General features: G+C 64.5%; 12 protein-coding genes, 1 pseudogene and 1 riboswitch. Of the genes and pseudogenes, 5 read left to right on the forward strand and 8 right to left on the reverse strand.

The window, feature by feature from the left end; translation table 11 throughout:
• Complete coding sequence (locus FA04_RS26715; protein WP_034798504.1) at positions 1-1,563, reverse strand: sugar ABC transporter ATP-binding protein; 1,563 nt, start codon at positions 1,561-1,563, stop codon at positions 1-3.
• A gap of 117 nt (positions 1,564-1,680) precedes the next feature.
• The gene (locus tag FA04_RS26720; protein WP_034798471.1) at positions 1,681-2,613 is read right to left on the reverse strand and encodes a sugar ABC transporter substrate-binding protein; all 933 of its coding nucleotides are present in this window, start codon (positions 2,611-2,613) and stop codon (positions 1,681-1,683) included.
• Positions 2,614-2,910: 297 nt separating this feature from the next.
• Here FA04_RS26720 and FA04_RS26725 point away from each other — a divergent pair, with 297 nt between their 5' ends.
• The gene (locus FA04_RS26725) at positions 2,911-3,912 is read left to right on the forward strand and encodes a LacI family DNA-binding transcriptional regulator (protein WP_034798470.1); all 1,002 of its coding nucleotides are present in this window, start codon (positions 2,911-2,913) and stop codon (positions 3,910-3,912) included.
• A gap of 51 nt (positions 3,913-3,963) precedes the next feature.
• Here the strand turns inward: FA04_RS26725 and FA04_RS26730 are convergent.
• The 5 genes and pseudogenes from FA04_RS26730 to bioB all read right to left on the reverse strand — a co-directional run bounded on the left by FA04_RS26730 (position 3,964) and on the right by bioB (position 8,988).
• Positions 3,964-4,933, reverse strand: a pseudogene (locus tag FA04_RS26730) (beta-ketoacyl-ACP synthase III).
• Positions 4,930-6,198 (reverse strand): adenosylmethionine--8-amino-7-oxononanoate transaminase, encoded by a 1,269-nt coding sequence (locus FA04_RS26735; RefSeq protein WP_034798469.1) that lies wholly within the window; start codon positions 6,196-6,198, stop codon positions 4,930-4,932. Before FA04_RS26735 ends, FA04_RS26730 begins: the two are co-directional and overlap by 4 nt.
• Complete coding sequence (bioD, locus tag FA04_RS26740) at positions 6,195-6,833, reverse strand: dethiobiotin synthase (protein WP_034798468.1); 639 nt, start codon at positions 6,831-6,833, stop codon at positions 6,195-6,197. Before bioD ends, FA04_RS26735 begins: the two co-directional genes overlap by 4 nt.
• Positions 6,830-7,975 carry an 8-amino-7-oxononanoate synthase gene (locus FA04_RS26745; RefSeq protein ID WP_034798467.1) on the reverse strand — a complete coding sequence of 382 codons (1,146 nt, stop codon included), beginning with the start codon at positions 7,973-7,975 and terminating at the stop codon, positions 6,830-6,832. Before FA04_RS26745 ends, bioD begins: the two co-directional genes overlap by 4 nt.
• On the reverse strand, positions 7,972-8,988 hold the full coding sequence (gene bioB / locus FA04_RS26750; protein ID WP_034798465.1) for a biotin synthase BioB: 1,017 nt from the start codon (positions 8,986-8,988) through the stop codon (positions 7,972-7,974). The genes FA04_RS26745 and bioB overlap by 4 nt, the downstream gene beginning before the upstream one ends.
• 425 nt (positions 8,989-9,413) lie before the next feature.
• Positions 9,414-9,534, forward strand: a riboswitch (TPP riboswitch).
• A gap of 161 nt (positions 9,535-9,695) precedes the next feature.
• On the opposite strand from bioB, the gene thiO reads away from it, so the two are divergent.
• The 4 genes from thiO to FA04_RS26770 are packed head-to-tail and all read left to right on the forward strand — an operon-like array spanning position 9,696 to position 12,240.
• Complete coding sequence (gene thiO / locus FA04_RS26755; RefSeq protein WP_034798463.1) at positions 9,696-10,667, forward strand: glycine oxidase ThiO; 972 nt, start codon at positions 9,696-9,698, stop codon at positions 10,665-10,667.
• On the forward strand, positions 10,664-10,861 hold the full coding sequence (gene thiS / locus FA04_RS26760; protein ID WP_034798454.1) for a sulfur carrier protein ThiS: 198 nt from the start codon (positions 10,664-10,666) through the stop codon (positions 10,859-10,861). The genes thiO and thiS overlap by 4 nt, the downstream gene beginning before the upstream one ends.
• A gap of 3 nt (positions 10,862-10,864) precedes the next feature.
• Entirely contained in the window at positions 10,865-11,638 is a 774-nt protein-coding gene (locus FA04_RS26765; RefSeq protein ID WP_034798452.1) for a thiazole synthase, read from the forward strand.
• The gene (locus FA04_RS26770) at positions 11,635-12,240 is read left to right on the forward strand and encodes a thiamine phosphate synthase (protein ID WP_034798450.1); all 606 of its coding nucleotides are present in this window, start codon (positions 11,635-11,637) and stop codon (positions 12,238-12,240) included. Before FA04_RS26765 ends, FA04_RS26770 begins: the two co-directional genes overlap by 4 nt.
• A gap of 33 nt (positions 12,241-12,273) precedes the next feature.
• Here the strand turns inward: FA04_RS26770 and FA04_RS26775 are convergent, their stop codons facing one another.
• Positions 12,274-14,004, reverse strand: coding sequence for an amidohydrolase family protein (locus tag FA04_RS26775; protein ID WP_082936587.1), 1,731 nt, complete (start codon positions 14,002-14,004; stop codon positions 12,274-12,276).
• Positions 14,005-14,065 lie beyond the last annotated feature (61 nt).

The raw sequence follows: 14,065 nt of genomic DNA on the forward strand, positions 1-14,065 counted from the left end.
TTACTGCCTCGCCTGTTGCTGCTCGCCCTGGTAGGCAAATTGCAGAATACGTTCTTCGGAGAATTCCGGCCGCGACAGCTCGCCGACGACACGGTGCTGCGACATCACGAGGATACGGTCCGACAGGGTCATCAGTTCCGGCAGCTCCGACGAGACGATCAACAGCGCCAAGCCACGTTCGGCGAACTGGCGGATCAGGGCATAAATCTCGGCCTTGGCGCCGACGTCGACGCCGCGTGTCGGCTCGTCGAGCAGCAGTACCTTCGGATTGCGCGCCAGCCATTTGGCGAGCACCACCTTCTGCTGGTTGCCGCCCGAGAGCGTCGCGGCATTCTTGCCGGGTCCGCCATATTTCAGCTTGAGCTCGGCGCCGAGCCGTTCCGTCACTTCGATTTCCGCCTTCCTGTCAAGGATGCCGGCACGCGAGACGTCCGAGAGGGACGCGAGCGTGACATTGGCCGAAATCGGCATGTTGAGGATCAGGCCTTCCTCTTTCCGGTCCTCGGTCACGAAGCCGATACCGGCATTGATCGCCTCGCGCGGCGAGTGGAAGGAGGCGCGCTTCCCCTCAAGGAAGAGCTCACCGGAGAGCGGCCGTTGAGCGGCCGCGATCGCCCGCAGAAGCTCGGTGCGGCCGGAGCCGACAAGCCCGGCGATCCCCAGGATTTCGCCCTTGTGCAGGTGCAGTGAAATGCCCTCGGCATGCGGCGATTGCGGCGGGCGAAACCGGGCAAGCGACAACGCCTGTGCCGGCCGAGCAAACGAGACCACTTCGCTCGCCATCTGCTGCTGCAGCTTGCGGCCCACCATGGCGCGCACAAGTTCGTCCTGATTGGTCTCGACGATCGGCCGCGAGAACACCGTCTCGCCGTTGCGCAGCACCGTCACCCGATCGCAGATGCGGAAGACCTCGTCGAGATGATGCGACACGAAAACGATCGAGACGCCGCGACGGCGAAGGTCGCTGACGATCTTGAACAGCCGCTCGGTTTCGCGCGACGTCAGCGTCGCCGTCGGCTCGTCGAGGATGAGAATACGGCTTTCCGTCATCAGCGCGCGCGCCACCTCGACCAACTGTCGGTGGGCGATGCCGAGGCGCGCGACCGGCCAGCGCACGTCGATGTCGCTGAGGCCGATGGCATCGAGTGCGGCCCGTGCGCCGGCATGCATCTCCTGCCGTCTGACGACGCCGAACGCATTGCGCGGCAGATGCTCGATGAAGATGTTCTCCGCCACCGACAGATGGGGCAGAAGGTTGAATTCCTGGTGCACCACCTGGAGACCGTTGGCCTTGGCCTCCCGGGGCGTGGCCGGCGCATAGGCCCGGCCTGCAAGATTGATTGCGCCCTCGTCCGGACGGACGATACCGCAGAGAACCTTGATCAAAGTCGATTTGCCGGCACCGTTCTCGCCGATGAGGCCGTGCACTTCGCCCGGCTGAATGGAGAGGCTGACGCCGTTCAGTGCCTTGGTACCCCCGAAGGCCTTCTTAACATCGTGCAGTTCCAGAACCGGCGGCATCGAGACGCCAGCCGCTTCCGCCTGCACGGTTTGCGTGTTCATCATGACCTGGCCCTTTTGAAACGCAGCAATTGCGCACGCAAACCCTTGGCCTGCGGCGGATGCTGTCCTTGCCGAAGCGCACCGGGCAGCGCCCGGTGCGCACGCGCGGTCTCAGAGCTATTTCACGTTGTCCTTGGTCACGAGCTCGATGTCGGTCTTCACCCAACCTTCGAGCTTGGGGCCGCCGGCCACGACTTCGAGCGCCTTGTCGATTGCGTTCGCCGCCATCTGCGAACCGAACTGGTCGACCGTCGCCAAAAGCTTGCCGTCCTTCAGCATGGGGGCGACCGCCGGCACATTGTCGAAGCCGACGACCTTGATGTCGTTTCGGCCAGCCGCGTCGAGCGCCTTGACGACACCGATCGCCATGGAATCGTTGGCGGCGAGCACACCCTGGATATCGGGATGCGCCGTCAGCATGGTCGAGAAGACGGAATTGGCCTCTTCCGTTTCCCAATGCGCCGTCCGAGAATCGAGAAGATCGAGCTTGCCTGCCGCGATCGCATCCTCGAAGCCGAGCTTGCGCTGCGCTGCATTGTCGGCGCCCGGATTGCCCTCGAGGATCACGACCTTACCGCCGGCGCCGAGATCCTTGGCGAGCGCATCACCGACCATCTTGGCGCCGCCTCGATTGTCAGGGCCGACGAAGGCCAGATCGACGCCGGCATCCTTCTTTGCCTGCTCGTCGAGCGAAACGTCGAAATTGATGACGACAATACCCGCATCCATCGCCTTCTTCAGCGGCGCGACCATGGCGCGGGAGTCGGCCGGCGCAATCACGATCGCATCGACGCCCTGGGTAATGAAGTTCTCGACGCCATTCAGCTGGCTCTCGAAATCGGTCTCGTTCTGCATGCCGATGGCTTTAAGCTCGTAGTCGCCACGCTTCTGCGCATGTGCTTCGGCGCCTTCCAGCATGTTCTTGAAGAAGTCGTTTGCAAGCGACTTCATGACGAGGCCGACGACGGGTTTATCGGCAGCCATGGCAAGCGTCGGCAACGCGGTGGCAACGGTAAGTGCGACGATAGACGCATACAGGGAAAATTTCATGGGTTCTCCTCCGGTGAAACGATGGTCCTCCAACCATCAATGAAACGTTTCATCACATGAACATGCGTGGCCCGCTTCGACCTTTAGAAGATAGAAAGGCGGTATCGCTGTCAATATGAAACGTTTCATCGCTGAGAAATTTATGCTGGAAGCCGCTACCGGTTCGCGGCATTCTCTGATCTAAGAGGAAGGCCAGCTGCCGTCGGGCGGACCCGCGGTCGCTGGCGTAAGACTTTGATCCGTTGCATGATTTTTCCCTCCTGATCGATGCAGCGAACGTGATAGGGAGCCGACCGTTTGAACCCGACGATCAAGGATGTTGCCCAGCGCGCCGGGGTATCCGTCGGCACGGTTTCGCGTGTGCTTGCCAAGAACAAGACGGTGAGCGAGGACATCAGGGCGAAGGTCGAAGCAACGATCGACGCGATCGGCTACCGGCCGAACATTCTCGGTCGCAGCCTCCGGCTCGCCAAGACCGACATTATCGGCCTCGTCGTGCCTGACATCACCAACCCCTTCTTTGCCGAGCTTGCCAAACAGGTGGAGATGTTGGCTTCCGCCGAGGGCTACTCGGTGCTGCTTGCCAACACCCATGACGACCCGGACGCCGAGAAGCAGCAGATTGAAACCCTGCTCGGACGGTTGCCGGCCGGGCTGATCCTCGTTCCCGTCAGCAACAGCCTCGCCGATGGATTGGCGTCGCGCACGCGCACGGTGACCGTCGACCGGCCCTTGAGCGGCCATGCGCTCGTGTCCGTCGACAATCGTCAGGGCGGTTATCTCGCCGCGGACCACCTGCTTTCGCTTGGCCATCGTCGGCTTGGCTATATCAGCGGTCCCGGCACGACCGAAGTCTCCGGCGAGCGCCGCGGCGGCTTCGTTCAACGGCTCGAGGAACTCCGGAAAAGCCACCCAGGCGACTACGTTCCTCCGCAGATCGTCGAGGGGCACTTCGACTACCGCTCAGGTGAAGAACTTGGTAAGCAGCTGCTGACGCAACCCGTAGCAAGTCGCCCGACGGCGATCGCCACCGCCAGCGACCAGCAGGCAATCGGCTTGCTGCGCGCCGCCGACGACATGGGGCTTCGGGTCCCGAACGACCTTTCGATCGTCGGCTTCGACGACATTCCTCTGGCTTCGCTGGTGCTGCCGCGGCTCACCACCATTCGCCAGCCGATCGACGAGATCGCCCGGCTGGCACTCGAAGGCGTGCTCGGCAGCCATGCGCTGCAGGAGGAATACAAGCTGCAGCCAATGCTGATGAAACGCGGCTCTTGCGCCGCGCCCTCAACACCCTGACATCACGGCGCGCGCCCCAGGTTACGCGGCGTGGCTGCCGTCGACGCGTCATCAGATCGCGAGCACTGCCGCCCCTCCCGCAAGCCCCGCGCCGGCCGCCGTCAGCAACAGCTTTTCGCCGGAGATGAAGGGTTTTTCTCGGTGCGCCAGCGATAGCGACAGCGGGATGGTCGCGGCCGACGAATTGCCGTAGTCCGAGATCGTGCGCACCGTTTTCGACGGCGCGATGCCGAGACGATCGCAGACGGCGTCGAAAATGCGGGCATTGGCCTGATGCGGCACGAAGCGGCTGATGTCCGGGGCCACGCAGCCGGCGGCGCCCATGGCGTTCACGGCACAGGCCGTCATCATCTCCACCGCCTGCGCGAACATCTCGCGCCCGTCACGCATTGTCATCAGCAGATCCTCGGGCCTGGTGTCGGCGGAAAACGGCCTGTTGCTGCCGCCGGCGGCAATCGAGATCAGATCGTAGCGACTGCCGTCGGCGGCGAGGTCAACGCCGACGAGGCCGGTTTGCGGGTCATCGGACGGCGCGACGACGACGGCGCCGGCCGCATCGGCAAAGAGCACGGCGCTCGCCCGCTCGGCCAGATTGATCCTGCGGCTCAAGATGTTGGCCGCCACCACCAGCAACGGCTTTCCCTGAGCCCGCGCGAAGCCGTCGGCAAGCGTCAGCGCGTAGAGGAAACCCGAGCAGGCGCCGGCAAGGTCGATCGCACCAGCGTTGGAAAGGCCGAGACGATGGGCGAGCAGGGGTGCTGAAGGCGGCAGCAGGTGATCGGGCGTCGAGGTCGCAAGCAGGACCAGGGCGATATTGGCGGCCGGGGTGCGGGCATCTTCGAGCGCCAAGCCCCGACAGCGTGTCTTCAGGCGCGGCCCAGCGTCGCTCGCGAATGCCGGTGCGGCGCTCGATCCAGCCGGGCTCAAGCCCAAGCGTCGTCTCGATTTCGCCGTTGGCGACACGCCGCTCCGGCACCGCATGGCCGAAACCGACGATCCGGGATGAGCGAACGAGCCTCATAGCTGCCCTGCCCCGAAGAGCGACGCCGCCTCGTCGATCGCGTCATAGGCCCGCCCGAGATCGGCATCGGTGACGCAATAGGGCGGCATCAGGTAGATGACGTTGCCGAGCGGACGGATCAGCAAACCACGCTTGCGGAAAAACGCCCTGAGCTGCGGGCCGACCTCGGCGAGATAGCCGCCGGACGGCACGGTGAGGTCGAGGGCGGCGATGGTTCCGATTTGGCGAACGTCGCCGAAGCGAGGATCATCGGCGAAACGCGCCAGATGTCGACGCTGGCGCGCGACCAAGGTTTCGATACGCGCGCCCACCGGCTCCTGTCTCCAGACGGCGAGATTGGCAAGTGCCGCGGCACAGGCAATCGGGTTGGCCGTGTAGGAACTCGAATGGAAGAAGGTCTTGCGTCGGTCGACCGAAAGATGCGCCTCGAAGATCTCCGAGGTGCAAAGCGTCGCGGCCAGAGGAAGCGCGCCGCCGGTCAGCCCCTTCGAGGTGCAGAGAATATCGGGCGCGATCCCGGCCTGCTCGCAGGCAAATAGCCTGCCCGTCCGCCCCCAACCGGTCATCACCTCGTCGGCGATCAGCAGGCTGCCATGCCGTTCGGCAATGCGTTTCAGCTCGGACAGCACGGAAGCCGGATAGCTCTTCATGCCACCGGCGCCAAGCAGCAGGGGCTCGATCAACAGGGCGGCAACATCGCCGGAAGCGCAAGCCTGTTCGAAGGCGTCGAGCGTTGCCTGCTCCCGGCCCGGCTCCGGAAAGGGCAGGCGATCGACGGCGAAGAGCAGCGGCGCGTAGGCGGCATTGAAGACGCCTCTTTCGCCGGCCGACATCGTGCCGATCGTGTCGCCGTGATAGCCATGCTCCAGCACACAGATCCGGCTCCGCGGCTGGCCGCTGTTGTGGAAGAACCCGAGCGCCATCTTCAGCGCGACCTCGACCGCAGTCGAACCGCTATCGGAATAAAACACATGGGCGAGCCCGGGCGGTGCGATCTCGATCAGCCCGCGCGCCAGGTCTTCCGCCGGTGCGTGAGTATATTCGGCGAAGATGATCTGGTCGTAGGTCTCCGTAGCCCTGCGGATCGCCTCCATGATCGTGGGGTGACGGTGGCCGTGGGTGATAACCCACCAGGACGAAATCGCATCGAGGATCGACGCGCCATCTTCGTCGACGAGATAGACTCCTTCGGTGCCGACGATGCGGCGCATCGCCGGTTCGAGGGCATGCTGGGTGAAGGGATACCAGACGGCGGAGCTCTTCATGCCGGCATCCCTCGAAAATCGGCGATCTTGAAATTCTCGGCGAAGGCGTGGCGCAGGCGGTCGGGCGTCAGCGGGTCGAGCCGCGGCAGCCGCCCGAGCCGGCGCACCCCGCCAAGGCGCGCGATGATCGCTTCGCTGTCCTCCTGCGCGTCGCCGATGAAGGCGACGCCGAGAACGGGAATGGCGCGGCGGCGCAGCGCTTCGAGCGACAAGAGGGTGTGGTTGATCGTGCCGAGCCCGGTGCGAGCGCAGACAACCACGGGGATCTGCCAGCGCGCAAAGACATCGGCAAAGACCGTGTGCTCCGTCAGCGGCACCAGAAGCCCGCCTGCGCCTTCGATCACCAGCGGTCGTTCCACCGCTTGCGGGGAAAGATGCTCCGGGTCGATGGTGACGCCGTCGATCCGTGCTGCCAGGTGCGGCGATGCCGGTATTGCGAGCCTGTAGGCTTCGGGCAGGACGCGGTCAGACGACAACCGGCCGAGCCGGGCGACGGTCTCGCTGTCGGTTTCTTCGTCGAGCCCTGACTGCACAGGCTTCCAGTAGCAACCGTCGAGCGCATCGGTAAGGGCTGCGGAAAAGATGGTCTTGCCGATGCCGGTATCGGTACCGGTGACAACGATACGGGTTTTCATGGCCGCTCCTTCGCGATCGCGATCTTCAACTGCTGCAGCATCTGCACGATTGCGGCCCGGTCGACGTTGAGGGTGATGGCGATCCGAAGACGCGCGGTGCCTTCCGGCACCGTCGGCGGGCGGATTGCCCTGACATCGTAACCCTCGGCCCGCATGCGGGCGGCGATGCGGACCGCTCGACCGTTATCACCGATCGGGATGGGCAGGATCTGCGAGCCGCTGCCTTCGATGCCGAGCACCTCGGCGAGCGCCCGGTTGGCGAAGGACCTGAGGCCGTCGAATGCGGCGCGGCGTTCCGGCTCGTCGACGAGGGCGGCGAGTGCTTCACGCACCGCGGCCGCGATGAGTGGCGAGGGCGCGGTCGAATAGATGAAATTGCGGGCGCGGTTGACGATATAATCGCAAAGCACGGCGCTTGCTCCGACCAGTGCGCCGGAAACACCGAGCGCCTTGCCGCAAGTATGCAGCATGACGACGTTCTCCCGGTCCTCCAGCTCAGCGGCGAGACCGCGACCTTCCGGCCCGAAGACGCCGGTCGCGTGCGCCTCGTCGATGACGAGAAAGCCGTCATGCTGCGCGGCAAGCGCTAAGAGGTCGGCGAGCGGCGCCCGATCGCCATCCATCGAATAGAGGCTTTCGACGGCAATCCACGGGCGCCCTGTGCCGCCGGCGCGGCGCCATTGGCCGATCGCATCGGCAAAGGCGTCGATATCGTTGTGCGCTGCCGCAACCGAATCGGCCTTGCTCGCAGCGATGCCTTCATGGGCGCTCGCATGGATCAGGGCATCGTGGACGATGAGGTCGTCGCGCTGCGGCAGCGTCGAAAACAGGGCAGCATTGGCGGCATAGCCGCTGCCGAAGAAGAGCATTCGTTCCGCGCCGAAGAAGGTGGCCGCTTGCGCCTCAAGCGCCTCGTGTTCTTCGTGATTGCCGCGCAACAGCCGTGAGCCGCCGGAGCCGACCGGCACGCCGCGCGCGATGGCACTCGTTATCGCCGCCTTCAGCCGCGTCGAAGCGGCGAGCGCCAGGTAGTCGTTCGAGGTAAAATCCAGGCCGCCAGCGGGGGCAAGTGCGCGCCGGCGGCCCTTGCGATCAAGGCCCTCCAGCGTCTTCTCATAGCGCGCAAACAGACCCAGGGTCATTCGGCCGCATCCTGCCTTGCCGCCGGAGCCATCGGCTTCAACCCCAGGCGTCGGAAGAGCGCCGCATCATGGTCCTCGCCGGGATTGTCGGCGGTCAGCAGGGTTTCGCCGACAAAGATCGAATTGGCGCCGGCGAAGAAACAGAGCGCCTGCGTCTCGTCGCTCATGTCGGTCCGGCCGGCCGAAAGCCGGACATGCGATAGCGGCATCAGGATGCGGGCAAGCGCGATGGTGCGGACGAAATCGATCGGATCGACGGGCGCTGCATCGGCCAGCTTCGAGCCCGGGATCGGGATCAGCATGTTGATCGGCACGCTTTCGGGCGGCACCGGCAGATTGGCGAGCGTCACCAGCATGGAGATCCGGTCGTCGGCGGTTTCGCCCATGCCGAGAATGCCACCGGCGCAGACCTTGATGCCGGCGTCGCGGACATTCGCGAGCGTCTCCAGCCGGTCGGCAAAGCTGCGGGTGGTGATGATCTCGCCGTAGAAGCGTTCGGAGGTATCGACATTGTGGTTGTAGTAGTCGAGCCCGGCCTCGGCGAGCCGTGCGGACTGGTCCGGCGTCAGCATCCCGAGCGTCATGCAGGTTTCCATGCCAAGCGCCCGCACACCGCCGATCATGGCGACGATCGCGTCCATGTCGCGGTCCTTCGGGCTGCGCCAGGCGGCCCCCATGCAATAGCGCGTCGCACCGCCCTCGCGCGCCTGTCGCGCCTCGGCAAGCACACGCTCGACCTCCATCAGCTTCGATGCCTTGAGCCCGGTCGGATAGTGGGCGGACTGGCTGCAATAGCCGCAATCCTCGGCGCAGCCTCCGGTCTTGATCGAGAGCAGCCGGCTCATCTGGATGGCGTTGGGATCGAACTGCGCACGATGGACCGTGTGTGCGCGGTAGAGCAAATCGTTGAACGGCAAATTATAGATTTTTTCAGCTTCCGCTTGGGTCCAGCGGGATTCGCCCGCGTCGCCCGGGGTAAAATTAGCGCCAGTTGATAAGGTTCCGTCCAGCATTTCGGCTCGTCCTCCAGGTCATCGCAAACGCGAAATAGATAGAATCTGATATTATCTATAATTTTATCGACGAGCAAAGTTCGCAAGCACCCAGATGGAGACTTTCTGTTAGCGCACACCCTTATGGTTGCATTTTTGACCGTGAACGAATCTGGAAACCGCCGAGACGGGGCAACAATCACCAATCAATCGGTCGCATCTCCCATTTCCGAAATCGGGCGTACCGCACCCGAGAAACGAGGACGAGCCCAGGCTTCTCCGGTGTTTTTCGACCAGCTCCACCCGGTTGCCCCACCTCCTTTCATCACGCCGCCAACGCTTCCGCTTTCTCGTCGCAAAATTATAGATAATTTTTTCGGCAGATGAGATCACATCGCACACGAATGCTGGCTCTTGACAAAAACCGCCCCGAACGGTCAGCTTGGAGCATTCACCAGGGGTGTCCCGCCAAGGGGCTGAGATTCTGCTATGCGGTTTGCGCGGCGCAGTGACCCGTTGAACCTGATCCAGTTCATACTGGCGTAGGGACGGTGCAGACATCGCTGCCGCAAACGTCGCCTCCACGCGACCATTCAACGGCAAGGCGTCCTTCCCCTTCCTTCGCTCGTGAACTGGGTCTCCACAATCGGAGCCTCGGCATGCACACCGCCAACACCATCCCGCTTCCCTCACGACGGCCCGCCCACGCCTCGCGGGAACACTGAGCCATGCGGATCCTCGTCAAAGGTGCCGGCGTCGCAGGGCTCTGTCTGGCGCATGAACTCAGCGCCCGCGGTGTCGCAGTGACGGTTGTCGAGCAAAAACCAGGCTTTGCCGGCGCGGCCTCCTGGTTTGCCGGCGGCATGCTGGCACCCTGGTGCGAACGCGAAAGCGCCGAAGAGGTGGTGCTGACGAAGGGCATCGGCGCCATTGACTGGTGGGACGACGCCCTGCCAGGCGAGGTTTCCCGAAACGGCACGCTCGTCGTCGCCCCGCCACGGGATGCGGGCGAACTCAAGCGCTTTGCCTCACGCACCTCCGGCTTCGAATGGCTCGACGCCGCCGCGATCGAACGGCTGGAACCGGTACTTGCCGGACGTTTCCGCGAGGCGCTGTTTTTTCCCGGTGAGGCGCATCTCGACCCGCGCCGGGCGCTGAGCCGGTTGCGGCAGAAGCTTGTCGATCACGGCGTCACCTTCCTCGATGAGACGAGAGACGATGGCCACCACGATCTCGTCGCCGACTGCGCCGGCGCGGCACGCATCGGCGAAACGCCGGGCCTGCGGGGCGTGCGCGGCGAAATGCTCTACCTGCAGACAAGCGACGTGGAACTGTCGCGGCCGGTCAGGCTCATTCATCCCCGCATCCCGCTCTACATCGTGCCGCGCGGCGGCGGCCTCTTCATGTGCGGGGCTACGATGATCGAGACGGATGACGGCGGACCGATCACAGCCCGCTCCCTCATGGAACTGCTGAACGCCGCCTATGCGCTGCATCCGGCCTTCGGCGAAGCGCGCCTCGTCGAAACCGGCGCCGGCGTCCGCCCCGCCTTCGCCAACAACCTGCCGCGCGCCCTGCGCACCGGGCAGACCATCACGATCAACGGACTTTACCGCCATGGCTTCCTGCTTTCGCCGGCCCTGGCGGCGGAAGCAGCCGACCTCGCGCTTGCGCAGGACCTGAAGGGAGATGCCGCATGAGACTGACCGTCAATGGCGAGGATCACGACCTCGCCGTCACCACCCTCACCGAGCTTCTGGCCGCCCTTGATTTCGAAGGCGACTGGCTCGCCACCGCCGTCAACGGCGAACTGGTGCACCGGGCCGACCGTTCGGGTCATGCGCTCAGCGACAGGGACCGGATCGAAATTCTCTCGCCGATGAAAGGAGGCTGAGACATGCTGACGCTTTATGGACAGGACCTGCGCTCACGGTTGCTGCTCGGCACCGCCCGCTACCCCTCCCCCGCCGTTCTGGAAGATGCGGTGCGATCGTCAGGCACTGAGGTCGTCACGGTCTCGCTCCGGCGCGAAACCGCCGGAGGCCGCCAGGGCGGCGCCTTCTTCGAACTGATCCGGGCGCTCGGCGTGCACGTGCTGCCGAACACCGCCGGCTGCCACTCGGTGTCAGAGGCGGTGCTGACGGCCAAGATGGCGCGCGAGGTCTTCGGCACCAACTGGCTGAAACTCGAAGTGATCGGCCACCACGATACGCTGCAGCCCGATGTCTTCGGCCTGGTCGAGGCGGCGCGCATCCTCTCGGCCGAAGGGTTCGAAGTCTTTCCCTACACCACGGATGATCTCGTGGTTGCCGAACGGCTCGTGGAAGCCGGCTGCAAGGTGCTGATGCCCTGGTGCGCGCCGATCGGCAGCGCCATGGGGCCGCAGAACATCCAGGCGCTCAGGGCAATGCGGGCCAACTTTCCCGATGTGCCGCTGATCGTCGATGCCGGCATCGGCCGGCCCTCGCACGCAACGAGGGTGATGGAGTTCGGCTTCGATGCCGTCCTGCTCAACACCGCTGTAGCCGGCGCCGCCAAGCCCGCACTGATGGCCGCTGCGTTCGCGGGCGCGATCGATGCCGGCCGGCAGGCCTTCGAGGCGGGCATGCTCGAACCGCGCGATTTTGCCGTCCCTTCCACCCCCGTCATCGGAAAGGCGGTGTTTGCGTGAAACTTGACCCCTTCTATCTCATCGTCGACAGCGCGGATTGGATCGAGCGGCTGGTGCCGCTCGGCGTCAAGCTGGTGCAGCTACGCGTCAAGGATCGTACGGAAGCGGAGATCCGCCGCGGGATCCGCGCGGCCAAGGCCGTTTGCGACGAGCAGGGCTGCCAGCTCATCGTCAACGACTACTGGCAACTGGCGATCGCGGAAGGCTGCGACTTCGTCCATCTCGGCCAGGAGGACCTGGCGGAGGCCGACCTTACTGCAATCCGCGCCGCCGGCCTGAAGCTCGGACTCAGCACCCATGACGAGACGGAACTGGAGACAGCACTTGCTGCCAAGCCCGACTATGTCGCGCTCGGACCGGTTTACCCGACCATTCTCAAGGCTATGAAGTGGGCGCCGCAGGGACTGCCGCGCCTTGCCGCCTGGCGGAACCGTGTCGGGTTGCTGCCGCTGGTCGCCATCGGCGGCCTCAACGTCGAGCGGATCGCCGGCGTCTTCGAGCACGGCGCCGACATCGCCGCCGTCGTTACCGACATCACCCGCAACGCCGACCCGGAAGGCCGGACGCGCGAATGGATCGCCAGAACCGCACCGTGGCGATAGGCACGTGCCGGACCGCGGGTAGCAGTTTCGCGGTCAGGCGATCTCCAGCTGCGAGAGCCAGGAGGCGTCCAGGCCACGCTTGCGACAATAGGTGGCGAGCCGCTGGCGGGTCGGCCCCGGCCGGTCGAGGCCGAGGTAACGGGAGGCGTTCTTCCAGAAGATGTTCTGCTGGTCCTCCTCGCTGACATTGGCCTCCTTCAGTTGCTGGGCAATCCGCGGGACGTAGGCGTTGTAGTCCTTCTCCAGCGCCATCATCGACCAGTCGGTGCCGAACATCAGATGGCGCGCATCGGGATCGTAGTCCCGCAGCCATTTGTCGAGCAGCGCGCGGATTTTTTCATGCAGCCCGGGCGTGTTGTCGGTGACGAGCTCGCTCAGGTAGCTCAGGTCGGCAAACAGGTTCGGCCGGCGCCCGTGGCCGATCGTCTTGCCAATGATGTCCTCCCAGGTCGGCGGACCGGAGAATTTGTCCTGGGCGCAGGACACCATGACCCCCGTCGGTGCGCCTGGGCGAATGACTTCATCGAAAGCGCCGAAATGCGCCAGATTGATCCGCAAGTCATTGTAACGGTTGGTGTCGAGCAGCTTCTTCCAGTAGGCGGGGCTCGCCATATTGCCATAGCCGCAGCCGGCGCCGATGCTGTTTTCCGCATGCGCCATGATCGGCACGCTGTTGCCGCGGCACCAGTCGTAGAGCCGCTTCAGCGCCGCATCGATCTTCGGATCCGCATTGCCCCATGCCTTGAAGCCCATCGGCGGGTAGATCTTCACGCCGATGAAACCCTTTTCCATGATCGCGTAGCGGACGTTTTCCAGCGACGAGCCACGCTTCTGCGCCTCCCGGTGCGGATCGAAGCCCACGAAGCTGTGCATGTGGATGCCGTGCCGCTTGATCACCAGCTGCTGGATCTCGTCCATCACGTCGATCTGGTCGTGCTGCGGCGATGCCCTGCCGCCGATCGACTTCTCGAAATCGAGGATGCTCGGCGTGATCATGGAAAACCGGCATTTCGACGCGAAGATCCGGGCATAGGTTTCCGCCAGATTTTCGCGGTAGTCCTGCATGAGGCGCACGAAGGAAAGGTAGTTGCCGATCTGTTCGTGGGCCTTGGCGGCCGACGCCAGGGCATCGACATCCGCCTCCTCCACGCTGCCGGAGCGCCGCTGCAAGCCCTGCGGCAGGCCGGGGGTGCCGCCGATCTGTTCCAGCAGGCCTTGATAATCCGGCGTTTCGGCGCCGCTTCGTGCGGTCAACGATGCGCGCTGCTCGCCGGCTAGCGCGACCAGTTGCTTGACGGCGATACGCAACTGCTCGTCCTTCCGCCGCTCGAACTCGGCGTCGGAGGGGCGCGGCACCCGCTTCTTGAGAATAGCGTCCTCGGCCTTAGCCTTGGGCGCGACGTCGCCAAGGGCCGTCACGAGGAAGACCACCAGGGCATTTTCCAGGCGCTTCGACTGCAGCGGATCGGCGGAGAGCTTTGCTTCCGGCAGTTTCTCCCGCAGCGCCACATAGCGCACCAGCCCTTCCACGGGCACATCGGCCGCGTTGAAGAAATGGCAGTGAACGTCGACGATCGGGTAGGGAAGCTCGCAGGCCGCGGCCGGTGGCCAGTCGTGTCGACACCCGGAAAGCACATTCGCCATCACGCCTGCCGAGAACAGCCGCAAGACATTGCGGCGTGTCACGGCGGCGACCGGACCAGCCCAGTCGACCCCCATCATCCCCTCCTGTTGCGAGACCCCCTCGAACAATCGGGCAAACATTACTCCGTTCGCAAGCGGCGTGGAACAGATATTTACTTGCCGTTACTGGAAACCCATAGGT

This window comes from Ensifer adhaerens (assembly GCF_000697965.2).
Taxonomy (GTDB): domain Bacteria; phylum Pseudomonadota; class Alphaproteobacteria; order Rhizobiales; family Rhizobiaceae; genus Ensifer; species Ensifer adhaerens.

Bases quoted from the DNA above. Each gene is read 5' to 3' on its own strand.
- FA04_RS26715 (WP_034798504.1), bottom strand. From the start codon at position 1,563: ATGAACACGCAAACCGTGCAGGCGGAAGCGGCTGGCGTCTCGATGCCG.
- FA04_RS26720 (WP_034798471.1), bottom strand. From the start codon at position 2,613: ATGAAATTTTCCCTGTATGCGTCTATCGTCGCACTTACCGTTGCCACC.
- FA04_RS26735 (WP_034798469.1), bottom strand. From the start codon at position 6,198: ATGAAGAGCTCCGCCGTCTGGTATCCCTTCACCCAGCATGCCCTCGAA.
- bioD (WP_034798468.1), bottom strand. From the start codon at position 6,833: ATGAAAACCCGTATCGTTGTCACCGGTACCGATACCGGCATCGGCAAG.
- FA04_RS26745 (WP_034798467.1), bottom strand. From the start codon at position 7,975: ATGACCCTGGGTCTGTTTGCGCGCTATGAGAAGACGCTGGAGGGCCTT.
- bioB (WP_034798465.1), bottom strand. From the start codon at position 8,988: ATGCTGGACGGAACCTTATCAACTGGCGCTAATTTTACCCCGGGCGAC.
- thiO (WP_034798463.1), top strand. From the start codon at position 9,696: ATGCGGATCCTCGTCAAAGGTGCCGGCGTCGCAGGGCTCTGTCTGGCG.
- thiS (WP_034798454.1), top strand. From the start codon at position 10,664: ATGAGACTGACCGTCAATGGCGAGGATCACGACCTCGCCGTCACCACC.
- FA04_RS26765 (WP_034798452.1), top strand. From the start codon at position 10,865: ATGCTGACGCTTTATGGACAGGACCTGCGCTCACGGTTGCTGCTCGGC.
- FA04_RS26775 (WP_082936587.1), bottom strand. From the start codon at position 14,004: ATGTTTGCCCGATTGTTCGAGGGGGTCTCGCAACAGGAGGGGATGATG.